Source organism: Kitasatospora sp. NPDC036934 (assembly GCF_055608425.1).
On the sequence record NZ_JBVJQR010000010.1, the window covers coordinates 171613 to 194472 of the forward strand.

Consider the following 22860-nt stretch of genomic DNA (forward strand, 5'->3'; position numbering starts at 1 on the left):
GAGCGAATCGATGTGAGGTGCGCGTTGGCGAATGCCCCTGCCGAGCGTAGCGAGGTGGGCGCATGAGCGAGCTCCCCTCGGCAGTTTCCGTTCGTGAGAGCGGTACCGGAACACCCGTCGTGCTGCTGCACGCCTTCCCGTTGAACTCCTCGATGTGGTCCGCCCAGCTGGACGCGCTGCCCGGCCTCGGCGGGGACGAGGTCCGGGTGCTCGCCCCCGACCAGCGGGGCTTCGGCGGCACCGAACTGGGCACCGACGAGCCCTCGCTGGACCTCGTCGCGGACGACCTGGCGCTGCTGCTGGACGCGGCCGGGATCGACCGCGCGGTGGTCGGCGGGCTCTCCATGGGCGGCTACGTGGCGCTCGCCTTCGCCCGCCGGCACCCGGACCGGCTGTCCGGCCTGCTGCTGGCCAACACCCGCGCCACCGCCGACACCGACGCCGTCCGGGGCAACCGGGAGCGGATCGCCGCCGCCGTCACCGCCCGGGACAGCGTCCGGCTGCTGCTGGACGAGCAGGTGGCGGCCGGGCAGCTCGGGCCCGACTCGCAGCACCTGGTGGAGCGGGTGGAGACGATGGTGGCCGCGGCGTCGCCGGCCGCGGTCGCCTGGGCCCAGCGGGCGATGGCAGCCCGCCCCGACGCGCTGGACGTCCTGGCCGGGCTCCGGGTGCCGGTCTCGCTCCTGGCGGGCGCCCTGGATGCCCTGGTGCCGCTGGAGGAGGCCGAGCTGATGGCCCGGACCCGCCCGGACGCCGAGCTGATCGTCGTCCCCGGCGTGGGCCACCTGAGCGCCCTGGAGTCCCCGGGGGCGTTCGACGCCGCCGTCCGCCGGCTGCTCCTCCGGGTGGCGGCCGGATGAGCCCGGACGCGGCGGGCTGGGACTTCTCCGCACTGGAGGTGACCGGCCGGATGCCGGTGACCAACCGCGGCGAGGGACTGGTGGAGCTGACCCTGGAGCCGCTCGGCGAGGACTACTGGATGCGCCCCGGAGAGACCTTCATCGTCACCTCGTACGGCGACTACGGATCCGGGCACCCGTTCGAGGTGCAGTACTGGCCCGACTCGGTGTCGGTCTGGTGCACCTCCTGGTTCGGCACCGTCTCGGACGACGAGGGGAACCAGCTCAGCAGCGGGCACCAGCGGCCCGACGGGGCCTACCCGAGGTAGTGACACCGTGACGCGCGACAGGCCCTCACCCGCCGGGGTGAGGGCCTGTCCGTGACGGCGTCCGCGGTTACGGCTGCGGTTGCGTCAGCGCGACTGCTGGGCGGGCACGCCCATGGTGTCGTCGTTCGGCAGCGAAGCGGCGGCCACGGCCGCGCCGGTCAGCGTCGCCAGCATCTCGCGGACGTTGGTCAGCTGGGCGTTGATGCTGTCGCGGCGGTTGGTCAGCGCCGCCAGCTCGCGCTCGGATTCGCTGCGGATGCGGTCCGCCTTGGCGTTGGCGTCCGCCACGATGTCCTCGGACTGGCGCTGGGCCGTCTCGACGGTCTGGCGGGCCCGGCGCTCGGCGTCGGTGCGCAGCTTCTCGGCCTCCAGGCGCAGCTGCTCGGCCCGGTGCTCGATCTCGGCGAGGCGCTTCTCGGCCTTGGCCTGACGGGCGGCCAGGTCGCGCTCGGACTGCTCGCGGCGCTTGGCCAGGTTCGTCTCGAACTCCAGCGCGGCCTGGGCGGCCTTGGTGCGGGTCTCCTCGAAGAGGGCGTCCGCCTCCTCACGCTTGTTCTGGGCGTCCTTGTTGGCCTCGGCGCGCAGCTGGGCGGAGTCGCTCTTCGCCTTGTCGACGATCCGCAGGCCCTCGTCCTCCGCCTTGGCCTTGCGGTCCTTGGCGTAGTTCTCGGCCTCGGTGCGGACCTGCTGGGCGGCGGCCTCGGCCAGCTCGCGGTGCTGCTCGGAGGCGCGGTGCGCCTCGTCGCGCAGGTCCTTGGCCTCCTCCTCGGCGAGCCGCAGGATCTTCTCGACCCGGGCGCCGAGCCCGGCGTAGGAGGGCTCCTGCTCGGCGACCGCCGCCTGCGCGGTCTGGGTCTCCAGGTGGAGCTCCTCGATGCGCTTCTCGAGCGCACTGATGCGGGTCAGTGCGCTGTCACGATCGGCCACCAGCTTGGTGATCCGCTCGTCGACCTGGGCGCGCTCGTACCCACGGCGCACCAGGTCGAAGCCGTGAGGGGAGTGACTGTCGCTCATGGGACTCTGGGCTTCCTGTCGTCAAACCGCTGAGGTGGTTGAGGGAATCCTGACACGGTACCGGAGTGTCGACGGCGAAATGCCGTTCTCTCACGGACAATGACCGTCAATGTCCGCTCAATCGGGTGGTGCGTTCTTGGAACGATTGCCACCCGACCGGGGGGAGCCGACTCCGGCACCGGCCTTGGCGCCCCCGTCCTTCTTGCTGTTGCTTCCCCCGTTGGCCTGGGCGACCGGTGACGGTGCCTCGAACGCCTCCAGCGCCGAGAGCACGTCCTGGACCCTGGAGATCTCGGTGTTGATGTCCTTGCGGCGGCGCACCAGCTCGTCCAGCTCCCGCCGGCCCTCGTCGGTGACCCGCTTGGCCTCGGCCTTCGCCTCGGCGACCAGCCGCTCGGCCTCCGCCTTGGCCAGCTCGACCTGCTCGTCCGCGGTGCGGTCGGCGTCGCGCAGCCGCTTCTCCGCCTCGGTGGCCGCGCCGTCCAGCCGCTCCTCGGCCTCCGCCTCGGCCGCGCGCAGCTTGGCCTCGGCCTTCTCGATCAGCGACTCGGCCCGGTCGGTGGAGTTGGCGAGCTTGGTCTCCGCCTCCTTGAGCAGGCCCTCCGCCTTGCGGACGGCGGACAGCCGGACCTTGCTGGCCTCCGCGGAGGCCTCCGAGGTGAGCTCGCCGGCCCGCTCCTCGGCGGCCGCGACCAGGGCGGCGGCGCGGTCCTCGGCCTCGGCGACGGTGGCCACCGCCTGCTCCTCGGCCTCGGTCAGCTGCTCCTGGGCGGCCGTCACCAGCGCGTCCACCCGCTCGCCGGCCGACTTCATGGCCGCCGCGTTCTCCTTGCGGGCCCGCTCGTGCAGCGCCTCCACCTCGGCGTCGGTGCGCTCGCGCAGCTCCTCGGCGCGCTCGCGGATCGCGGTGGCGTCCCGGCGGGCCTCGGCGAGCAGCGCGTCGGCGTCGGAACGGCCCTTCTCGACCGCTGCCTGACCGGCCGCCTCGCCGGCCGCGACCAGCCGGTCGGCCTCCTTGCGGGCGGCCGCGACCATCGCGTCCGCCTGCTCCTCGGCGGCGGCGGTGGTGGCCAGCGCGGTGGTCTGGGCGTCCTCGCCGAGCGACTCGGCGTCCGCGAAGGCCTTCTCCAGGACGGCCGTGGCCCGGTCGCGGGTGGCCTTGTCGAACTGCTCGGCGGCCTCCCGGGTCTCCGCGTCGTAGACGTCCGCGCGGGCGTGGGCGGCGGTGTCGTACTCGTCGGCCAGGGTGCGGGTGGCGAGGGCGTACTCCTCGGCCTCGGCGCGCAGTACGGCGGCCAGCTCCTCGGCGTCGGTGACCGTCCGGAGGGCCTGGGCCTCGGCTTCGGCCACCGTACGGGCGGCCTGCGCCTCGGCGTCCGCGCGCTGCTGCTCGGCGGCCTCCTGGGCGGCCCGCAGCTCGGCCTCGGCGTCGGAGCGCAGCTGCTCGTCGTAGGCCTGGGCCTCGGCCCGGCGGCGGCCGAGTTCGGCCTCGGCGGCCTCCCGCTCGGCGGTGAGCTCCAGCTCGGTCTGCTCGCGCAGGGTGGCGGTCTCGGCCTCGGTCCGGGCCCGCAGGTCCGCGGACTCGCGGTCGGCGAGCTCGCGGACCTCGGCGGCGTAGCGGTCGGCGGACTCGCGCTGCTCCGCGGTCTCGCGCTCGGCGAGTTCGCGCTGCTCGGCGGTCTCGCGGTCGGCGAGCTCGCGGACCTCGGCGGCGTACGCCTCGGCGAGCTGGCGCACCTCGGCGGTCTCCCGCGCCGTGCGCTCGGTCAGCTCCGCGGCGTCCTGCTCGGCCCGGGCGCGGGTGTCCGCAGCCTCCTGCTCGGCGGTGGCCCGCAGCGCGGCGATCTGCTCGGCGGCGGCCTCGTGCAGGCCGGCCACCGCCTGGCGGACCTCGGCGGCCTCCTCCTCGGCGGCGGCGATCAGCTCGGCGCCCTCGGCGCGGGCGGCGGCCACCACGTCCTCGCCGTCGGCGCGTGCCTGCTCCAGCTCGGCGGCGGCCTCGGCGCGGACGGCCTCGGCGGTGGCACGGGCCTCGGACAGCTCCCGGCCGGCCTCGGCCCGGACCGTCTCGGCCTGCTCGGTGGCCAGTGCCAGCTCGGCGGCGGCCTTCTCCCGGGTGGCCTTGGCGTCCTCTGCGGCCTCCGTCCGGCGCTGCTCGGCGGCGGCGCCGGCCTGCTCCAGCAGTTCGTCGGCCTCGGTGCGGCGGTCGACGGCGTACTGCTCGGCCTCGGTGCGCAGCTCCGTGGCGTGCTGCTCGGCCTCGGTGCGGACGCGGTCGGCGTAGGCCTCGGCGCTCTCGCGGTGCTGGGCGGTCTCCCGCTGGGTGAGGGCGCGCAGCTCGACGGCGGCCTGCTCGGCTTCGGTGCGGACGCGGTCGGCGTAGGCCTCGGCGTCGGTGCGCTGGGCGGTCGTCTCGGCGGCGGTGCGCTCGGTGAGCTCGACGGCGGCCTGCTCGGCCTCGGTACGGACGCGACCGGCGTACGCCTCGGCGGCCTCGCGGACCTCGGCGGTCTCCCGTGCCGTGCGCTCGGTCAGCTCGGCGGCGTCCTGCTCGGCCTGCTCGCGGGCGGTCCGGGCGGCGGCCAGCTGCTCGGCGGTCTCCTCGCGCTCGCGCTGCAGCCCGGCGGCGGCCTCCTCGTGCTCGCGCCGGCTCTCCTCGCGCAGCGCGTCGGCGGCGGCCTCGGCCTCGGCCCTGGTCCGGGCGGCCTCGGTGTCGGCCTCGGAGCGCACCCGCTCGGCGTCGGCGACCGCGGCGTCCCGGACGGCGTTCGCCTCGGCCTGCGCCTCGGTCGTGACGGCCTCGGCGGCGGCGGTCGCCTCGGAGCGCACCTGCTGGTCGAACTCGGCGGCTTCGCGCCGGAGTTCGGCGGTCTCGCGCTCGGCGGCGGTGCGGTTCTCGGCGGCCGCGGCCTTGGCGGCGGACAGGGCGTCCTGGCCCTGCTGCTCGGCCGCGGAGGTGATCTTCGCGGCCTCGGCGCGGGCCCGGGCCAGGGTCTGCTCGGCCCGGCCCTGGGTCTCGGCGGCCTGTTCCTGGGCCTGCTCGCGCAGCCGCTCGATCTCCCCGGCGGCACCCGAGCGCAGCTCGTCCGCGTCGGCCTTGGCCCTGGTGAGCAGCTCCTCGGCGTTCTTCGCCGACTCCTCGATCTGCAGGACGGCCTGGCGGCGGGCCTCGCTCCGGACCCGGTCGGCCTCGGCGGCGGCTTGGGCGCGCAGCTCCTCGGCCTCGGCGCGCAGCCGGGCCGCCTCGTCCTGCATCTGCTCGATCCGCTCGCGGATCGCGGCGGCGTCGTCCAGGGCGGCGTTCTGGGCCTGCTCCACGGCGGCCTGGGCCTGCTCGCGCAGTCGCTGGGCCTCGGCGTGCGCCTCGGCCCGGATCCGCTCGGCCTCGGCGGCGGCCTCGCCGCGGGCGGCCTCGGCGTCCTGGTTGGCCCGGCCGAGCACCTCCTCGGCGGTCTTGGCGGCCTTGGCGAGGTGGACGGTGGCGTCCTTGGCGCCGGCCGCCCGGCCCTGCTCCTCGGCCTCGCCGCGCAGTCGCTGGGCGTCGGCGGCGGCCTGGGCCCGCAGCTCCGCCACCTCCCGGTCGGCCTGGGCGCGCAGCTCGGCGATCGCGGCCTCGGCCTCGGCCTTCAGCTGGGCGGCGACCGACTCGGCGGTGGCCCGCAGCCGCTCGCTCTCCTCGGCGGCGGCGGCCTTGGCGGCGTCAGCCTCGGCCTGCCTGGTGGCCGCCTCGGCCCGGACGGCCTCAGCCTCGGCGCGGATCGCCTCGGACTCCTTGGTGGCCTGGGCGACCAGTCGGGCGATCTCGGCCCGGGCGGTCTGCGACCGCTGCTCGGTGGCGGCCTCGCCGTCGGCGACCTTGCGCACGGCGGCGGCCTCGGCGTCGGCCTGGAGCTGCTCGGCGGCCTGCTCGGCCTGGGCGCGGAGTTCGGTGGCCTCCCGGCGGGTGCGCTCGGCCTCGGCGATCGCCTCGGCGCGCAGCCGCTCTATCTCGGTCTTCGCGGCGCCGAGCTGCTGCTCGGCGCGGGCCTGCTCGGCGGCGGCCTGCTCCTTCAGCCGGCCGATCTCGGCCTGCGCGGCGGCCAGCTGCTGCTCGGCGGCGGCATGGGCGGCGGCCAGCTCCTGCTGGGCCTGGCCGCGGGCCGCGTCCACGTCGGCGGCGGCCTGGGCGCCGGCCTGCTGGGCGTGCTCGGAGGCGGCGCGCAGAAGTCGCTCGGCGTCGTTCTGGGCCTTCTGCAGGGCGGCCTCGGCGGCGGCCTGGGCCTCGCCGCGGGCGGCGTCCACGTCGGCGGCGGTCTGGGCGCGGGCGTGGTCGGAGAGGGCGGCGGCCTCGGCGCGGGCCGCGGCGACCATCCGCTCGGCCTCGGCACGGGCGTCCTGCAGCAGGCGCTGGGCCTCCTGCTCGGAGCCGGCCCGGGTCTGCTCGGCCCAGCCGTTGACGTGCTGCTCGGCGGAGCGGCGCAGCTCGGCGAGCTCCTCCTCCAGCTGGCGGCGGCGGGCGGTGAGCTCGGCCTCCAGCCGGGCGGTGCGCTCGGCGGCCTCGGCCATGATCCGCTGGGTGGCGGCCTGGGAGTCGCGCAGTTGGCGCTCGGCGTCGGCTCGCAGTTGCTGGGCCTGCATCTCGGCGGTCCGGAGCATCTGCTCGGCCTGGCCGGAGACGGCGTCGAAGGCGCGCGGCTGGGCAAGCATGCGCCGGGACTCGTGCAGCTTGGCCCGGAGCACCTCCACCTGGTAGGCGAGGTCCTCGGCATGCTCGACTGCCTTGTCCCGCTCCTTCCGAGTCCGACCCATCTCGGCCTCGAACTGGGAGAGGTGATCGTCAACCTCGTAGCGGTCGTTGCCCCGCACTCCGCGGTCCCATCCATCTCCTGGTTGCGTCCTCGACCCGGCCGGTCCGGGGTTCCCGTGTAGCGGGAGCCGGTCCGACTGGTCCTTGCATCCGCAGCCACCGGACGACCCCGTGCCAAGCCGGGGGCGTCCGCCGCGGTCGTCGGAATCCTGGCCACGGGAGCGCGGGTGTGCCGCGTTCCCCCGTCCGGGTGGACTCCTGGGCGAACTCTTGCCTGTGGAGAATGGTGACAGATCCGTCTTGCGACTGTGCAGCCGTGCCCGCGTACTGGACTCCCCTGCGACGGGCCGACCACCGGAGGGCGGACGGGCCTGTCATCGGCCGTGCCCGTCGTCTCCGTCCCCCGGAGTCTTCGCGCACCTGGGCATTGTAGTGGGAGCGCACCACGGGGGAATGGCCGCGTAGGGGTTTTCCGGCTGTCGGACCACGTTACTGACGGGTCGCTAGGGGCCGAATCCGGTGCGCCGCCCGGGGCGGGCGGCCCACCGGGGTGGTTTCAGTGCTCTTCGGGCCCGCCCGGCAGGGCCGAGGTGACCAGCTCGGTCAGCACGCCGCCGCAGTCCTTCGGGTGCAGGAAGGTGATCCGGGAGCCCATCGAGCCGATCCGCGGCTCGTCGTACAGGACCCGCACGCCCTTGCCGCGGATCGCCTCGGCGTCACCGTCCACGTCGGCGGTGCCGAAGGCGATGTGGTGCACGCCCTCGCCGTTCTTCTCCAGCCACTTGGCGACGGTGGAGTCCGGGCGGGTGGGCTCCAGCAGCTGGAGGTACGAGGCGCCGCCGTCGTCCGTCCCGTTGATCCGGAGCATCGCCTCGCGGACGCCCTGCTCCTCGTTGACCTCGCTGTGGAACACCTCGAAGCCGTAGGTGGCGCGGTAGAACTCGACCGTCTTGTCGAGGTCCCGGCAGGCGATGCCGATGTGGTCGATTCGGGTCAGCACGATGACCTCCAGGGCGGTGGACGGAAAGTGGCACCCAGTGCAGCGTACGGTCCGGAGCCGGCGCCAGTGCCGGAGGTGCGAGCCTGCTCACACACCGGCTTTCACCCGGACGTTCACCCTGACCGTGTTGACACGGTGTTGACTGGAAGGTGCCAGTGCGCTCGATCACACCGTCGCTCCGGTGACGGGCGGAAAACGGGTCAGTACCCTGAGCGCATCCTCACCTGGCCACGACGTGCGAAGGGGCCCGTCCCATGACCAACACCACCTCAGTGATCGTTGCCGGTGCACGGACCCCGATGGGTCGCCTGCTCGGCTCCCTCAAGGGCTTCTCCGGTGCCGACCTCGGCGGCTTCGCGATCAAGGGCGCGCTGGAGCGGGCCGGCATCACGGGTGAGCAGGTCCAGTACGTGATCATGGGCCAGGTGCTGCAGGCCGGCGCCGGCCAGATCCCGGCCCGCCAGGCGGCGGTCAAGGCCGGCATCCCGATGAACGTCCCGGCGCTGACCATCAACAAGGTCTGCCTCTCCGGTCTGGACGCCATCGCGCTGGCCGACCAGCTGATCCGGGCCGGTGAGTTCGACATCGTGGTGGCCGGCGGCCAGGAGTCCATGACCAACGCCCCGCACCTGCTGCCGAAGTCCCGCGAGGGCTACAAGTACGGTGCGGTCGAGGTGCTCGACGCGATGGCCCACGACGGTCTGACCGACGCCTACGAGAACATCCCGATGGGCGAGTCCACCGAGAAGCACAACACCCGCCTGGGCATCCCGCGCGAGGTGCAGGACGAGATCGCCGCCGCCTCCCACCAGCGGGCCGCCAAGGCGCAGGCCGACGGCGTCTTCGAGGCCGAGATCGTCCCGGTCGCCATCCCGCAGCGCAAGGGCGAGCCGGTGCTGTTCAGCCAGGACGAGGGCATCCGCGCCGACACCACCGTCGAGGGCCTGGCCAAGCTGCGCCCGGCCTTCACCAAGGACGGCACGATCACCGCCGGCACCTCCTCGCAGATCTCCGACGGTGCTGCCGCGGTCGTCGTGATGAGCAAGGCCAAGGCCGAGGAGCTGGGCCTGACCTGGATCGCCGAGATCGGCGCCCACGGCAACGTGGCCGGCCCGGACAACTCGCTGCAGTCGCAGCCGTCCAACGCGATCAAGCACGCGCTGGGCAAGGAGGGCCTGGAGGTCTCCGACCTCGACCTGATCGAGATCAACGAGGCCTTCGCGGCCGTCGCCCACCAGTCGATGAAGGACCTCGGGGTCTCCGCCGACATCGTCAACGTCAACGGCGGCGCGATCGCGCTCGGCCACCCGATCGGCATGTCCGGCGCCCGCGTGGTGCTGACCCTGGCGCTGGAGCTGCAGCGCCGCGGCGGCGGGGTCGGCGCGGCCGCGCTGTGCGGTGGCGGCGGCCAGGGCGACGCGCTGATCGTGCGCGTGCCGAAGGCCTGATCTGCTCCGTCCCGACCCCGGGGCTGCGGACCGCCACGAGTGGTCCGCAGCCCCTTCGGCATCTGCCCCACGGGCAGCTGCCGACAACCGCCGGCATCTGTGCAAGGAGATCCCGATGATCGATGTCGCCACGCTGGTCGAGCAGGCGCGGGAGGGCCGGCCGCGGGCGGTCGCCCGGCTGATCACGCTGGTCGAGAACGCGGCCCCGCAGTTGCGGGAGGCGATGGCCGCGCTCGCGCCGTACACCGGGCAGGCGTACACGGTGGGCCTGACCGGCTCGCCCGGGGTCGGCAAGTCGACCTCCACCTCGGCGCTGGTCTCCGCCTACCGGCGGCTCGGCAAGCGGGTCGGGGTGCTGGCCGTCGACCCGTCCTCGCCGTTCTCCGGCGGGGCGCTGCTGGGCGACCGGGTCCGGATGCAGGACCACGCGACCGACCCGGAGGTGTTCATCCGCTCGATGGCCACCCGCGGGCACCTGGGCGGGCTGTCCTGGGCGGCGCCGCAGGCGCTGCGGGTGCTGGACGCGGCCGGCTGCGAGGTGATCCTGGTGGAGACCGTCGGCGTGGGCCAGTCCGAGGTCGAGGTCGCCGCCCAGGCGGACACCGCCGTGGTACTGCTGGCCCCCGGGATGGGTGACGGCATCCAGGCCGCCAAGGCGGGCATCCTGGAGATCGGCGACGTCTTCGTGGTCAACAAGGCCGACCGGGACGGCGCGGACGCGACCGCCCGGGAGCTCAACCACATGCTGGGCCTCGGCGAGGCCCGCGATCCGGGGGACTGGCGCCCGCCGATCGTCAAGACCGTCGCGGCGCGCGGCGAGGGCGTGGACGAGCTGGTCGAGGCGCTGGAGAAGCACCGCGCCTGGCTGGAGGAGCACGGTGAACTGGCGGCGCGCCGCCGGCGCCGGGCCGCCCAGGAGATCGAGGCGATCGCGCTGGCCGAGCTGCGCGCCCGGATCGGCGACCTCTCCGGGGACCGCCACCTGGCCGGCCTGGCCGAGCGGGTGGTCAGCGGCGAGCTGGACCCGTACGGCGCGGCCGACGAGCTGGTGGCGGGGCTGACCGCGAGCTGAGCCGAGCGATGACGGTGGGGCGCCGGACCCGGTCCGGCGCCCCACCGATGCCCTCCGACGTCTTCCGGCGCCCTACGAGCGGCCGCGGAGGCCGCGCAGGTGGTCGGCGACCGGGGCCAGGGCCTCGTAGATGGCGTCGAGCTGCTCCGGGGTGAAGCGGTCGATGAAGTGGGCCCGCACGCTGCGCACGTGGTCGGGGGCGACCCGCTGCATGGTCTCCCAGCCCTGCTCGGTGAGGTGGGCGTAGAGGCCGCGGCGGTCGCCGGGGCACTCCTGGCGCAGCACCAGGCCGGCGTTCTCCATCCGGGTGATCTGGTGGGAGAGCCGGCTCTTGGACTGCAGGGTGGCGGTCGCGAGGTCGGTCATCCGCATCCGGTGGTCGGGCGCCTCGGAGAGCACGACCAGGATCTCGTAGTCGTTGATCGCCAGGTTGTGGGGCTGCAGTTCGCGGCTGAGCTGGTAGTCCAGCAGCTTGGCGACCTCCAGATGGGCGCGCCACATCCGCTGCTCCCTGGCGGTCAGCCAGGGAGTCTCCTCCCCGGGCTGCGGCGGAGGGTTGTCCGCAGTGTCGATCGTGTGCGTATCCATGGGCCCAGCATAGCCGATTTAGTTCAATCTTGGACAAGTTTACAGGCCGAAACGCCGCCCGAGTTCGCCCAGGTTACCGAGGCCGGGAGCACCGGGCTGGCCGGCGCCGTGCGGCTGGGACGGCACCCCGCCGGCCGGGACGCCCGCCTCGGCGTCCACCCGGCCGACCGACCGCTCGGCCATCAGCTTCTCGCTGGACTGCACCAGCACCTGCCCGGCGCCGATGAACTCGAACTGGTGCTCCTCGCCGGAGGCGCCGCCGATGCCGGTCAGCCGCCGCAGGCCGCCGACCACCCCGTGCAGGTAGTCGTGGTCGTAGTGGTGGCACGGCGCCGGGCAGTCCGCCCAGCCGACCAGGGCCTGCGGGTCCACCCGGACCGGCGGCTCCACGAAGTGCACCGGCCCGTTGGAGGCGGCCACGAAGCGGCCGGTGCCGATCAGGGTCAGGAAGCCCGGGATGATCGACTGCTTGAGCCGCAGCGTCGGGTCGAAGGCGAGCAGGTTGCCGGAGCGGACGGTCAGGTTGCCGTCGTCCAGGTCGTAGGAGTTGAGGTCGAAGGCGCGGTCGGCCAGCAGCAGCCGGCCGCGGCCCTGGGCGACCACCCAGTCCGCCGCGTGCAGCGGCGAGTTGAAGTGCTGGCCGAGTACCCGGTCGACCATTCCGGCGCCGACGCCGCGGAAGGTGATGTCGCCGTAGTAGGCGACCATCTTGCCCTTCTGCAGGAAGTAGGAGCCGTTCAGCTCGACGGCGAAGGCGTACGGGTTGACGTTGTCGTTGACCGGCAGGGTGTGCGCGTCGTACACCACCGGGCCGGTGCCGCCGTGGGCGGTCGGCAGCGGGGCCTGGACGCCGCCGAACTGCTCCTGGGCGTAGGACTGTTGGGCGTACGGCTGGTGGTCGTACGGAGGCTGGTGATCGTACGGAGGCTGCTGGCCGTACGGCGGCTGGGGCGCCGGCTGCGGCTGGTAGGCCGGCGGCGGGGGAGGCGGCGGCGGGTGGTCCGCGGAGCGGCCGTAGTCCGGCGGCACCGTGAAGCCCGGCTGGGTCGGCTGGTCGTGCGGCGACTGCCCCCCGTACGGCGGCTGCGGCGGGTGGGACATCAGAGCTTCTCCTCGCTCGCCTGGACGTATGCCGTGCCCTGCCCGGACAGCTCCAGCTGGAACGCCTCGCCCGAGCCGCGGCCGATCATCTCGCGCCAACCGATCGCGGTGGACAGCTTGTTGCGCACCTCGCCGCGGTGCGCCACGTACGCCTGCGGGTCGACGTGCACCGACTGGCCGGGGGTGATGGGCAGTTCGAAGACGCCGCCGTGGGCCATCACCGCGACCGCGCCGTGGCCCTCCAGCCGGGTGGTGAACAGGCCCTGCCCGCTGACCTGGCCGCGGACCATGCCCATCACCCCGCCCTGCGAGCCGAGGAACACGGTGGACTGGCGCAGGGTGCCCTCGAAGGCGAGCAGCCGGTCCGCCTCGACGAACAGGGTGTCGCCGGTCAGGTCGATCACGTGCACGTGGTGGCCGCCGTGGCCGAACATCACCCGGCCCTGGCCCTCGACCGTCATCAGCGGGGTGTCCTCGTTGGCGACCCGCCGGCCGATCATCGACATCACCCCGCCCTGGCCGCCGGTGATGTTCGGGGTGAACCGGACGTCGCCGGTGTACCCGAGCATCGCCCCGCGCTGGCTGAACAGCCGCTGGCCGGGCACCACCTGGGCCTCGACCATCTTTCCGTTGATCCGGGTGAAGCCCATCAGACGTCACCCCCGAGGGTGACCTTCTCCGAGGGCTGGACGTACACCAGGCCCTCGCCGGTGAACTCCACCTGGACGGCCTCCCCGCCGCCCTCGCCGATCACCGTGGTCCAGCCCGCGCCGGACTTCACGCTGCGGTGCAGGTCGCCGGTGTGCGCGATGTACGCGCCCGGGTCGACCCGCAGCGGCATGTCCTTGCCGACCCGCAGGATGACGGCGGGCCCGTTGGAGGTCACCGCGGCCCAGCCGTGGCCCTCCACCTTGGTGGTGAAGAGGCCGTTGCCGGAGGAGACGCCGTTCAGCCCGGTGAAGCTGGTGCCGGTGTGCAGGCCGGCCTCGGTGCAGAGCAGGTTGTCCGCCTCGACGTAGAGAGTCTCCCCGTCGAGGCGGACCAGGTTGATCTCGGTGGCCTTGTCGGCGAAGTAGCAGGTGCCCTGCCCCTTCACCTCCATGACGGTCATCCGTTCGCCGGTGAGTCTGCGGGCGACCATGCCCCGCAGGCCGTCCCCGCCGCCGGTCAGCTTCTTGAAGGTCATCTGGCCGGTGTAGGCGACCATCGAGCCGTGCCGGGCCTTGACGGCGTCCCCGCCCAACTCGACGGCGAGGACCCGTGATCCCTGGAGTCTGAACTGTGCCACGGCCGCAATCTATCCGGCGCGGTGGTGGTGGGGGAGAGGGCGTGGACGAACTGCTACCGGTTCGGGACAAACCTCAGTGGCGCGCGTGCGCCCCGTGGCCGGGCTGCGGGACCGTTCCGGCCGCCTCCTCGACCTCCAGCAGCGAGGCCGAGTGGCGCTCCGCCTCGAAGGCCGCGGCGCCCCCGCGCAGGCCGAACAGCCGCTTGGAGAGCATGATCCAGAGCACCGCGGCGATGTTCAGGGCGAGCGTGCAGATCTTCACCGCGCTGACGTGCTCGTGCAGCTCGTAGCCCTCCAGCGGGAGGAAGGCGGCGGTGGCGACCACGGTCAGGTACTCGGCCCAGCGCCGGCCCAGCCAGAGGCCGACCGCCTCGACGATCTCGATCAGCGCGTAGGCGATCATCGCGCCCGCGACGATCAGCAGGGTCTTCTTCTCGTAGCCGAAGGTCTTGCGGATCGTCTCGACGATCGGGGCGTGGTCGAGGTCCCAGTGGAAGTGGTCGGCGACCGGCTTGAAGACGGTGAGGTCCTCGTCGAAGATCCGCTGGACCGCCTCCTGGCTGTTGGAGAACTTCCAGACGCCCCAGGCCATCAGGATGATGATCACGCCGCGCAGTACCCGCTCGATGGCCAGGAAGCGCAGGATGAAGAGGTCCCGCAGCGCCTTGCCGCGCGGCACCAGCGGCGCGTTCGCGGCCGGGCCGGAGCCGTGCGGGGCGCCGAGTGCGAAGTCGCCGCAGCGCAGGCAGCGCCAGGCGTCGCCGAGGGCGGTGGCTGCGTGCAGCCGACCGGCCAGCTCGGGCTCGGTCGGCCGGTAGGTGATGTGGCCGCGCTTCGCGCAGGTCCTGCGGTCCCAGTCGCGCTTGAACATGTGGTGGCTACCCCCGTGTGCGATGCCGTCGGCGCCCGGTTCGGTGGGCGCGCGGGCAGCAGGATAGGGGGTGCCGACGACGCTTCGCCGCATCCGGCCGGGTTCTGGCGCGCGGCTGTGACATCCGGCACGGTGGCCACCCCCGGCCCGGGGCTCGGACATGTGCTCGGTGATAATGACCGGAAGGCTTGTGAGTCGCTTCACAAGCGTGCCCGCGCCGCCGACCCCCGTACAGAGGTATCCAACGTGAACAGCAGTGCCGTCCACCGCCTGCGCCTGATCTCCGCCCCCGAGGGGATCTCCTTCATCCTGCTGCTGATCTGCTCGGTGCTGAAGCGGACCACGTCCTTCGACGCCGTGCCGGTGATGGGCATGGTCCACGGGATCCTGTTCATCCTGTACGTGGTCTTCTGGATCCAGGCCTGGCAGACGCAGAAGTGGGACGCCAAGCGCGGCGTCCTGCTGTTCGTGCTCTCGGTGCTGCCGTTCGGCGGCTTCGTGGCCGAGCGGATGCTCGGCCGCGAGGAGCGCGGGGAGCTGCGGCCCGCCGCCGCCTCCGCCTGATCCCGCCGCCTCTCCTGCCTCCGCCCGGCTCCGTGCGGACGGTCGACAGGCTGCCACGGCCTCCTCTCCCAAAGGGCCGCGGCAGCCTGTCGCCGCTTCTCACCGGGGGTGGCTAGTTGACGTTCACCCCGCTCCAGGCCGCGCCCACCGCCTTGTACTCGGCGCCGGTCGCGCCGTAGAGGTCGGCCGCGGCCTTGAGGGTCGCGGTGCGGGCGGCCTTGTAGTTGGTGGTGGAGGTCATGTAGACGGTCAGCGCGCGGTACCAGATCGCGGCCGCCTTGTTCCGGCCGATGCCGGTCAGCTTCGAGCCGTTGGAGGTCGGGCTGTTGTAGCTGACCCCGTTGATGCTCTTGGCGCCGCTGCCCTCGGACAGCAGGTAGAAGAAGTGGTTGGCGACGCCCGAGGAGTAGTGGACGTCCTTGTTGCCGACCGTGGAGGACCAGTAGTCGGCCGAGGCGCCGTCCTTGGAGGGCTTGTCCATGTAGCGCAGCGGCGTGCCGTTGCCGTTGATGTTGAGCTTCTCGCCGATCAGGTAGTCCGGCGGGTCGGCGGGCAGGTTGGCGTACCACTCGACCATGGTGCCGAAGATGTCCGAGGTCGCCTCGTTGAGGCCGCCGGACTCGCCCGAGTAGATCAGGCCGGCGGTGGCGGAGGTGACGCCGTGGCTCATCTCGTGGCCGGAGACGTCGATGGCGGTGAGCGGGTGGGTGTTGCCCGAGCCGTCGCCGTACGTCATGCAGAAGCAGGAGTCGTCCCAGAACGCGTTCACGTAGTTGGTGCTGTAGTGGACGCGGCTGGCGGCGCCGACGCCGTTGTTCTTGATGCCGTTGCGGCCGAAGGTGGACTTGTAGAAGTCCCAGGTCGCGGCGGCGCCGAACTGGGCGTCCACCGCGGCGGACTCGCGGTTGGACGGCGAGCCGTTGCCCCAGGAGTTGCTGGTCTTGCTGAACAGCGTGCCGCTGCCCGAGGTGCCGCCCTTGAGGTCCGTGGTGGACTGGTTGCCCCGGGAGGCGTCCTTGAGCGAGTAGGTCGAGCCGCTCTGGGTGGTGGTCAGGGTGACGGTGCCGACGTTGACGCCCTTGCCGGTGCCGGTCGCGGTCATCACCTGCTCCTGGCTGGAGAGCACCGCGCCGGTCGCGGCGTCGGTGACCACCTCCTGGCGGCTCGGGGTGCCGTCGGCGCGCAGGCCCTCGACGGTGGTGCGGTACGCCAGCCGCGGGCTGCCGTCGGCCGCCCAGACCACCAGTGCGGCCGTCCCGGCGCCGTCCACCCGGCTGAGCGCGGCCTCGTCCTCGTCGGCGGCCGGGCCGAGGGTGGCCCGCACCGCCGCGGTGGCCTGCTCGGCGGCCTGGCCGGCGGTGAGGTCCGGGGTGGTGGCGGTCAGGGTCAGCCGGCCGTCGAAGGCCCGGTCCACCGAGGCCACCGAGCCGTTCGGGCGCTGGTGGACGACCAGGTCGCCGCCGACGACCGGCAGGCCGGCGTAGGTGCGCTCGTAGCGCAGGTGCCGGGTGCCGTCGGCGTCCACCAGGGCGTCCTTGACGACGAGCCGTTCCTGGCTGCCGAGGGCCAGTTGCTGCGCGAGCGGGGCGCTCTGTGCGGCGGCCAGCGCGAGCGGGGCGGCCGACGGCGGGCCGGGTACGGCCGCCTGGGCGGCGGGCAGGGCGGCGATCTGGACGACGCCGGCCAGCAGTGCGGTGGCGGAGAGTACGGCGGGGAGGGCCAACTTTCGCTTCATGGAGGCCTGTTCCTTCCACGAGACCCGCGGGTGCCTGCGGGTGCGCCGCGTACCGGGGCGCCGGGGGTGGCGCCGTTGGGGCGGTAGGGCGCGGACGTGCGGCTCCCGTGCGGCTTCTGACGCCCTGCCGGTTGGGTGGGGGTGGCGGGGTGTCGGGCGGGAGCTTGGTCATAAGCATGACAATCGAGCTCGGGGAGGGACAGGGCGCCCGCACGGATTGGCCAGGAGTCGCCAGGGCCGGTGCGGATGGTTCGGATGCCGCCAGCTGTCCGCTATCGGCCGGTTCGCGCCGGCTGGCGGGACTCCGCCAACCGGCGCCGCTTGACAGCGGGCGGGCCGGGGCGGACGGGCGGCGGTGGGCGCGGACGGACGCCCGGGGCCTGCCCTCCAACGGGGCCCCGGGCGTCCTGCTCACCTTCCGCCGTGGGTCAGTTGACGTTCACGGCGGTCCAGGTCGCGGCGACCGCGCTGTACTCGGCGCTGCCGGCGCCGTACAGGTCGGCCGCGGCCTTCAGGGTGCCGGTGCGGGCCGCCGCGTAGTTGGTGGTGGAGGTGAAGTAGGTGGTCAGCGCGCGGTACCAGATCGCGGCCGCCTTGTCCCGGCCGATGCCGGCGAGGGTGGAGTTGTCGTACGTCGGGCTGTTGTAGCTGACGCCGTTGACGGTCTTGGCGCCGCTGCCCTCGGCGAGCAGGTAGAAGAAGTGGTTGGCCACGCCGGAGGAGTAGTGGACGTCCAGGCCGCCGACCGAGGAGGACCAGTAGTCGGCCGAGCGGCCGTCCTTGGAGGGCTTGTCCATGTAGCGCAGCGGCTTGCCGTCACCGTTGATGTTGATCTGCTCGCCGATGAGGTAGTCCGGCTTGTCGGCGGCCAGGTTGGCGTACCACTCGACCATGGTTCCGAAGATGTCCGAGGTGGCCTCGTTGAGGCCGCCGGACTCGCCCGAGTAGTTGAGGCCGGCGGTGGCGGAGGTGACGCCGTGGGTCATCTCGTGGCCGGCCACGTCCAGCGCGGTGAGCGGGTGGGTGTTGCTGGCCCCGTCGCCGTACGTCATGCAGAAGCAGCTGTCGCTCCAGAACGCATTGACGTAGTTGGAGCCGTAGTGGACCCGGCTGACGGCGCCGACGCCGTCGTTCTTGATGCCGTTGCGGCCGAAGGTGTTCTTGTAGAAGTCCCAGGTCGCGGCGGCGCCGTACTGGGCGTCCACGGCGGCCGACTCCGGGTTGGAGACCAGGCCGTTGCCGAAGCTGTTGGTGCTGTTGGCGACCAGCGTGCCGCTGCCGGAGGTCTTGTTCTTCAGGGTGAAGGTGGCCTGGCCGCCGCGGGTGGCGTCCTTCAGCTGGAAGGAGCTGCCGCTCTGGGTGGTGGTCAGCGGGACGCTGCCGACGAAGACGCCCTTGCCGCTGCCGGAGGCGGTCTGCACCTGCTCGTGGGTGGAGAGCACCTGGCCGGTGGCCGCGTCGGTGACCAGCAGCTGGCTGCTCGGGGTGCCGTCGGCGCGCAGGCCCTCGACGGTGGTGCGGTACGCCAGCCGCGGGCTGCCGTCGGCGGCCCAGACGACCAGCTCGGCCTTGCCGGCCTGGTGCACCTCGGTCAGCGGCGCCTCGTCCTCGTCGACGGTGATGCCGACGGTGGACTGCACGGCACCGGTGGCCTGGGCGGCGGCCTTGTCCGCGGGGATCTGCGGGGTGAGGCTGGGCAGCGCGAGCGTGGCGCCGACGGCCTTGTCGACGGCGGTGGTGGTGCCGTCCGCCTTCTGGTGCACGACCAGGTCGCCGCCGAGGACGGGGAGTCCGGCGAGGGTGCGCTCGTAGCGGAGGTGGCGGGTGCCGTCGGCGTCCACCACGACGTCCTTGGCCACCAGTTGCTCCTGGCCGCCGAGGGCCAGGGCGTGGGCGACCTTGCCGGCCTGGCCGTTCGCCTGGACCAGCAGGTCGGCGAGCTGCTGGGTGCTCCGGGCCTGCGGGGCGGGGCCGGCCTGGGCCGCGCCGGCCTGGGCCGCGCCGGCCTGGACGACACCGGTGAGCAGTGCGGTGGCGGAGAGTACGGCGACTGCGGCGAGCTTTCGCTTCACGGACGAGTCCTTCCGGGAAACCGCGTGTGGGCGCGGTCGCGCCGCGTCCCGGGGGCCGGGTTCGGCACCTTCGGGGCGGGACGGGCGCTGACGTGCGAGGACCCCGAACGGTCAGGCGGCTGCCACCGGTTGGGTGGGGGTGGTGGCGGTCGAACGGGGTTGGCGGAAAGCATGACAATCGAGCAAATCAAATGACAGGTCTTCCTCATGAATTGGCCAAGTCCCGCCAAGGAGAAGGATTGTGAACGGACGGACAAACCAGGATCTTCCACCCGGACTTTCAGCGGGTTTCAACTCGAACCGAGGCCTGGTACCGGGGCGTTCGGGCGTTCGACGGCCAACCCCGTTGCGCCGGACGCCCGTTGCCGTCCATTCACACCGGCGCAATGTCCAGGTATGGACCTGGCCGTCCGATTGGCGGGTTCCCGCCACGTGTCGCGCTTGTCCGCCATCAGGACGGCTGGTAGCAGAGGTCCCGTCCGCCGGTACGGTAAGGAGGTGGCCAAGCCCCTCGCACTCGACTTCGATCCGATCGCCCGCGCCGACGAACTGTGGGCCCGCCGTTGGGGCGCCGTGCCCTCGATGGCGGCGATCACCTCGATCATGCGCGCCCATCAGATCCTGCTCTCCCGGGTCGACGCGGTGCTCAAGCCGTACGGCCTGACCTTCGCCCGGTACGAGGCGCTGGTGCTGCTGACCTTCAGCCGGACCGGGGAGCTCTCGCTGTCCAAGATCGGCGAGCGCCTGATGGTCCACCCGACCAGCGTCACCAACACCGTCGACCGGCTGGAGCGGGCCGGGCTGGTCGCCCGCCGCCCCAACCCGCTGGACGGCCGCGGTGTGCTCGCCGCGATCACCGAGCGGGGCCGCGAGGTCGTCGAGGAGGCCACCCGGGAGCTGATGGCCATGGAGTTCGGGCTGGAGGAGTACGGCCCCGACCAGTGCCGCCAGGTGTTCGACCTGCTCAAGCCGCTGCGCGTGGCGGCCGGGGACTTCACCGAGCCGGGCGAGGGGGCTGCTCGGGAGCGGCCGTGAGGACGGCTACCCTCATGGGAGCGGTGCGCGGATCCGGGCGTACCGGCGGATCCGGGCGTACCGGCCGAAACTGCCGAGCGAGGCGAGGAAGAGAATGAAGGCGACCCCCCTGCTGGGCTGGTACCGCGGCCTGGCCATTGCGACCGGCTGCGCGCTGCTGGTGTTTTGCGGCTTCATGGTCGCGAAGTACGGCTTCGACACCGCCGCGGACCTGACCACCTACGTCGCGATGCTGCACGGCTACCTGTACATCGGGTACTTCGTGGTGACCTTCATGCTCGGGCAGAAGCTGAAGTGGCCGCTCGGCCGGCTGGTGCTGACCCTGGCGGCGGGCTGCATCCCCTTCCTTTCCTTCGTCTTCGAGCGCAAGGTGGCCCGCGAGGCCGCCGAGCAGCTCCCGGCGGGCGGCGCCCGCCAGCCGGCCGGCGTCTGAGTCGCACGCGCACCGCGAGGGCGCCCCTTCCCCGCCGGGGGGAGGGGCGCCCTGGGCGTTTCCCGGCTCTCCCCGGCTCTCCCCGGCCGTCCCCGGCCGTCCCCCGTTCTCCGGGCGGGCCTCCATCGACAACTACTAGGACGTCCGAGTAAATTGGTAGGACGTCCTAATAGCTGTGCCGCCCGGTGCCGTGGCGGCCGTACGGAGCGGAGAGTTCGGCCCATGGACGCCGAGGAGATCGAGCGCGGTCGTCAGCGCTGGCAGCAGCGGTACGACAAGGCCCGCAAGCGCGACGCGGACTTCACCACCCTCTCCGGTGACGAGGTGGAGCCGGTCTACGGCCCGGCCCCCGGGCAGCCCGTCGAGGGCTTCGAGCGGATCGGCTGGCCGGGCGAGTACCCGTTCACCCGCGGCCTGCACCCCACCGGCTACCGCGGCCGCACCTGGACCATCCGCCAGTTCGCCGGCTTCGGCAACGCGCAGCAGACCAACGAGCGCTACCGGATGATCCTGGACGCGGGCGGCGGCGGCCTCTCGGTCGCCTTCGACATGCCGACCCTGATGGGCTACGACTCGGACGACCCCAAGTCGCTCGGCGAGGTCGGCCACTGCGGCGTCGCCATCGACTCGGCCGCCGACATGGAGGTGCTGTTCGCCGGCATCCCGCTCGGCGAGGTCACCACCTCGATGACGATCAGCGGCCCGGCCGTACCGATCTTCTGCATGTACCTGGTCGCCGCCGAGCGCCAGGGCGTGGACCCGGCGGTGCTCAACGGCACCCTGCAGACCGACATCTTCAAGGAGTACATCGCCCAGAAGGAGTGGCTCTTCGCCCCCGAGCCGCACCTGCGCCTGATCGGCGACCTGATGGAGCACTGTGCCCAGGGCATCCCGGCGTACAAGCCGCTGTCCGTCTCCGGCTACCACATCCGCGAGGCCGGGGCGACGGCCGCGCAGGAGCTGGCGTACACCCTCGCCGACGGCTTCGCCTACGTCGAGCTGGGCCTGTCCCGCGGCCTCGACGTGGACGTCTTCGCGCCCGGCCTGTCCTTCTTCTTCGACGCGCACCTGGACTTCTTCGAGGAGATCGCCAAGTTCCGCGCCGCGCGCCGGATCTGGGCCCGCTGGATGCGCGACCGCTTCGGTGCCAAGACCGACAAGGCGCAGTGGCTGCGCTTCCACACCCAGACCGCGGGCGTCTCGCTCACCGCCCAGCAGCCGTACAACAACGTGGTGCGCACCGCCGTCGAGGCGCTCTCCGCGGTGCTCGGCGGCACCAACTCGCTGCACACCAACGCGCTGGACGAGACCCTGGCGCTGCCCTCCGAGCAGGCCGCGGAGATCGCGCTGCGCACCCAGCAGGTGCTGATGGAGGAGACCGGCATCACCAATGTGGCCGACCCGCTGGGCGGTTCCTGGTACGTCGAGGCGCTCACCGACCGGATCGAGCAGCAGGCCGAGGCGATCTTCCGGCAGATCTTGAACAAGGGCCGCGAGGACCACGGGATCGGCCCGATCACCTCCGGCATCCTGCGCGGGATCGAGGAGGGCTGGTTCACCGGCGAGATCGCCGAGGCGGCCTTCCAGTACCAGCAGTCGGTGGAGAAGGGCGACAAGCGCGTGGTCGGCGTCAACTGCCACCCCCGCAGCGTCACCCCCGACCTGGAGATCCTGCGGGTCAGCCACGAGGTCGAGCGCGAGCAGGTGCGGGTGCTGGGCGAGCGCAAGGCGGCCCGGGACGACGCGGCGGTGCGGGCCGGGCTGGACGCCATGCTGGCGGCGGCGCGCTCGGGCGAGTCGATGATCCCGCCGATGCTGGACGCGGTGCGCGCCGAGGCGACCCTGGGCGAGATCTGCAACGTGCTGCGGGAGGAGTGGGGGACGTACCGGGAGAACGCGACGTTCTGACCGGCTGACGAACGAGGCCGCCCCGTACGGAACTCCCGTACGGGGCGGCCTCGTGGTGCGCTCGTTCGGGGTCTCGCCGTGCGCTCGTTGCGCCTTCGCCGTGCGCTCGTTGCCCTTTCGCCGTGCGCTCAGCCCGTGGTGAGCGGGCCGAGCAGCAGGTCGGTGAAGCGGCGGGTCCACTCGGGGGTGATCGGCTCGCCGCTGACCAGGACCCGGTGCTCGACGGTGCCGGCGATGGTGTCGAAGATGATGTCGACCTCCTCGTGGGCCGACTCGACGCAGGCGTCCGCCCCGAGTTCGCCGCGTGCCTGGGCGGCGGCCCGGCCCTGCCGGACCAGCCGCTTCTGCGGGTCCACGATCGCCTCCCGGATCCGGCGGCGCAGTTGGGGGTCACGGGTGCCCTCGGCGAACAGCGCGAGCAGGGCGGTCTGGGTCTCGGGGCGGGCCAGCAGGCCGGCGAACTGGCCCACCACGGCCTCGATGTCGGCCCGCAGGCTGCCGAGGTCGGGCATCACGAGTTCGTCGAAGAGGCTGGCGACGGCGTCGACCACCAGTTCGTTCTTGGAGGGCCAGCGGCGGTAGAGCGTGGTCTTGGCGACCCCGGCGCGGCTGGCGACGTGGCCCATGGTCAGTCCGCCCCAGCCGAGTTCGGCGAGGGCCTCGCGGGTGGCGTCGAGGATCGCGAGGTCGGCGGCGGCGCTGCGCGGGCGGCCCTTGGCCCGGACGGTGCCGTCCCGGACGGCGTCGTCCGGGCTCACGGAGGGCTGGGCGGCCGGC

At 73.0% G+C, this 22860-nt stretch carries 19 protein-coding genes; 8 read left to right on the plus strand and 11 right to left on the minus strand.

Going from position 1 to position 22860, the window contains the following annotated elements:
* Window positions 1-62 precede the first annotated feature (62 nt).
* Both ACZ7BZ_RS17575 and ACZ7BZ_RS17580 read left to right on the plus strand, forming a co-directional pair.
* Complete coding sequence (locus ACZ7BZ_RS17575; protein WP_470359079.1) at window positions 63-860, plus strand: alpha/beta fold hydrolase; 798 nt, start codon at window positions 63-65, stop codon at window positions 858-860.
* The gene (locus tag ACZ7BZ_RS17580; RefSeq protein WP_380452942.1) at window positions 857-1168 is read left to right on the plus strand and encodes a hypothetical protein; all 312 of its coding nucleotides are present in this window, start codon (window positions 857-859) and stop codon (window positions 1166-1168) included. The genes ACZ7BZ_RS17575 and ACZ7BZ_RS17580 overlap by 4 nt, the downstream gene beginning before the upstream one ends.
* 84 nt (window positions 1169-1252) lie before the next feature.
* Here the strand turns inward: ACZ7BZ_RS17580 and ACZ7BZ_RS17585 are convergent, their stop codons facing one another.
* From ACZ7BZ_RS17585 to mce, 3 genes are all read right to left on the minus strand, one after another.
* Window positions 1253-2182 carry a coiled-coil domain-containing protein gene (locus tag ACZ7BZ_RS17585; RefSeq protein ID WP_188306039.1) on the minus strand — a complete coding sequence of 310 codons (930 nt, stop codon included), beginning with the start codon at window positions 2180-2182 and terminating at the stop codon, window positions 1253-1255.
* 117 nt (window positions 2183-2299) lie between these two features.
* Window positions 2300-7027 carry a hypothetical protein gene (locus tag ACZ7BZ_RS17590; RefSeq protein WP_470359080.1) on the minus strand — a complete coding sequence of 1576 codons (4728 nt, stop codon included), beginning with the start codon at window positions 7025-7027 and terminating at the stop codon, window positions 2300-2302.
* A 497-nt stretch (window positions 7028-7524) separates the two neighbouring features.
* The gene (gene mce, locus ACZ7BZ_RS17595) at window positions 7525-7968 is read right to left on the minus strand and encodes a methylmalonyl-CoA epimerase (RefSeq protein WP_380452946.1); all 444 of its coding nucleotides are present in this window, start codon (window positions 7966-7968) and stop codon (window positions 7525-7527) included.
* Between the two features lie 254 nt (window positions 7969-8222).
* Here mce and ACZ7BZ_RS17600 point away from each other — a divergent pair, with 254 nt between their 5' ends.
* The gene (locus tag ACZ7BZ_RS17600) at window positions 8223-9416 is read left to right on the plus strand and encodes an acetyl-CoA C-acetyltransferase (protein ID WP_350504354.1); all 1194 of its coding nucleotides are present in this window, start codon (window positions 8223-8225) and stop codon (window positions 9414-9416) included.
* Window positions 9417-9531: 115 nt separating this feature from the next.
* Window positions 9532-10488: a methylmalonyl Co-A mutase-associated GTPase MeaB gene (gene meaB / locus ACZ7BZ_RS17605; RefSeq protein WP_470359081.1), complete on the plus strand. Its 957-nt coding sequence runs from the start codon at window positions 9532-9534 to the stop codon at window positions 10486-10488.
* A 72-nt stretch (window positions 10489-10560) separates the two neighbouring features.
* Here the strand turns inward: meaB and ACZ7BZ_RS17610 are convergent, their stop codons facing one another.
* The 5 genes from ACZ7BZ_RS17610 to ACZ7BZ_RS17630 all read right to left on the minus strand — a co-directional run bounded on the left by ACZ7BZ_RS17610 (window position 10561) and on the right by ACZ7BZ_RS17630 (window position 14336).
* Entirely contained in the window at window positions 10561-11076 is a 516-nt protein-coding gene (locus ACZ7BZ_RS17610) for a MarR family winged helix-turn-helix transcriptional regulator (RefSeq protein ID WP_470359082.1), read from the minus strand.
* Window positions 11077-11115: 39 nt separating this feature from the next.
* Window positions 11116-11913, minus strand: coding sequence for an AIM24 family protein (locus tag ACZ7BZ_RS17615; protein ID WP_470359147.1), 798 nt, complete (start codon window positions 11911-11913; stop codon window positions 11116-11118).
* A 263-nt stretch (window positions 11914-12176) separates the two neighbouring features.
* A complete protein-coding gene (locus ACZ7BZ_RS17620) occupies window positions 12177-12827 on the minus strand; it encodes an AIM24 family protein (RefSeq protein WP_380452955.1) in 651 nt (216 codons plus the stop codon).
* On the minus strand, window positions 12827-13465 hold the full coding sequence (locus tag ACZ7BZ_RS17625) for an AIM24 family protein (RefSeq protein WP_380452957.1): 639 nt from the start codon (window positions 13463-13465) through the stop codon (window positions 12827-12829). The genes ACZ7BZ_RS17620 and ACZ7BZ_RS17625 overlap by 1 nt, the downstream gene beginning before the upstream one ends.
* A gap of 73 nt (window positions 13466-13538) precedes the next feature.
* Window positions 13539-14336 carry a DUF2127 domain-containing protein gene (locus ACZ7BZ_RS17630; protein WP_380452959.1) on the minus strand — a complete coding sequence of 266 codons (798 nt, stop codon included), beginning with the start codon at window positions 14334-14336 and terminating at the stop codon, window positions 13539-13541.
* A gap of 246 nt (window positions 14337-14582) precedes the next feature.
* Here ACZ7BZ_RS17630 and ACZ7BZ_RS17635 point away from each other — a divergent pair, with 246 nt between their 5' ends.
* Window positions 14583-14900 carry a DUF3817 domain-containing protein gene (locus ACZ7BZ_RS17635; protein ID WP_380452961.1) on the plus strand — a complete coding sequence of 106 codons (318 nt, stop codon included), beginning with the start codon at window positions 14583-14585 and terminating at the stop codon, window positions 14898-14900.
* A 112-nt stretch (window positions 14901-15012) separates the two neighbouring features.
* Here the strand turns inward: ACZ7BZ_RS17635 and ACZ7BZ_RS17640 are convergent, their stop codons facing one another.
* Both ACZ7BZ_RS17640 and ACZ7BZ_RS17645 read right to left on the minus strand, forming a co-directional pair.
* Window positions 15013-16635 (minus strand): M4 family metallopeptidase, encoded by a 1623-nt coding sequence (locus ACZ7BZ_RS17640; protein ID WP_470359083.1) that lies wholly within the window; start codon window positions 16633-16635, stop codon window positions 15013-15015.
* Between the two features lie 428 nt (window positions 16636-17063).
* Window positions 17064-18707, minus strand: a complete 1644-nt coding sequence (locus ACZ7BZ_RS17645) for a M4 family metallopeptidase (RefSeq protein ID WP_470359084.1) — start codon at window positions 18705-18707, stop codon at window positions 17064-17066.
* 498 nt (window positions 18708-19205) lie between these two features.
* On the opposite strand from ACZ7BZ_RS17645, the gene ACZ7BZ_RS17650 reads away from it, so the two are divergent.
* The 3 genes from ACZ7BZ_RS17650 to ACZ7BZ_RS17660 all read left to right on the plus strand — a co-directional run bounded on the left by ACZ7BZ_RS17650 (window position 19206) and on the right by ACZ7BZ_RS17660 (window position 22083).
* The gene (locus ACZ7BZ_RS17650; protein WP_380452967.1) at window positions 19206-19742 is read left to right on the plus strand and encodes a MarR family winged helix-turn-helix transcriptional regulator; all 537 of its coding nucleotides are present in this window, start codon (window positions 19206-19208) and stop codon (window positions 19740-19742) included.
* Between the two features lie 94 nt (window positions 19743-19836).
* Window positions 19837-20175, plus strand: coding sequence for a DUF3817 domain-containing protein (locus ACZ7BZ_RS17655; protein WP_380452969.1), 339 nt, complete (start codon window positions 19837-19839; stop codon window positions 20173-20175).
* Window positions 20176-20397: 222 nt separating this feature from the next.
* Entirely contained in the window at window positions 20398-22083 is a 1686-nt protein-coding gene (locus ACZ7BZ_RS17660) for an acyl-CoA mutase large subunit family protein (RefSeq protein WP_470359085.1), read from the plus strand.
* A gap of 128 nt (window positions 22084-22211) precedes the next feature.
* Here ACZ7BZ_RS17660 and ACZ7BZ_RS17665 read toward each other — a convergent pair whose 3' ends face one another.
* Entirely contained in the window at window positions 22212-22841 is a 630-nt protein-coding gene (locus tag ACZ7BZ_RS17665) for a TetR/AcrR family transcriptional regulator (RefSeq protein ID WP_470359148.1), read from the minus strand.
* Window positions 22842-22860: the final 19 nt, after the last annotated feature.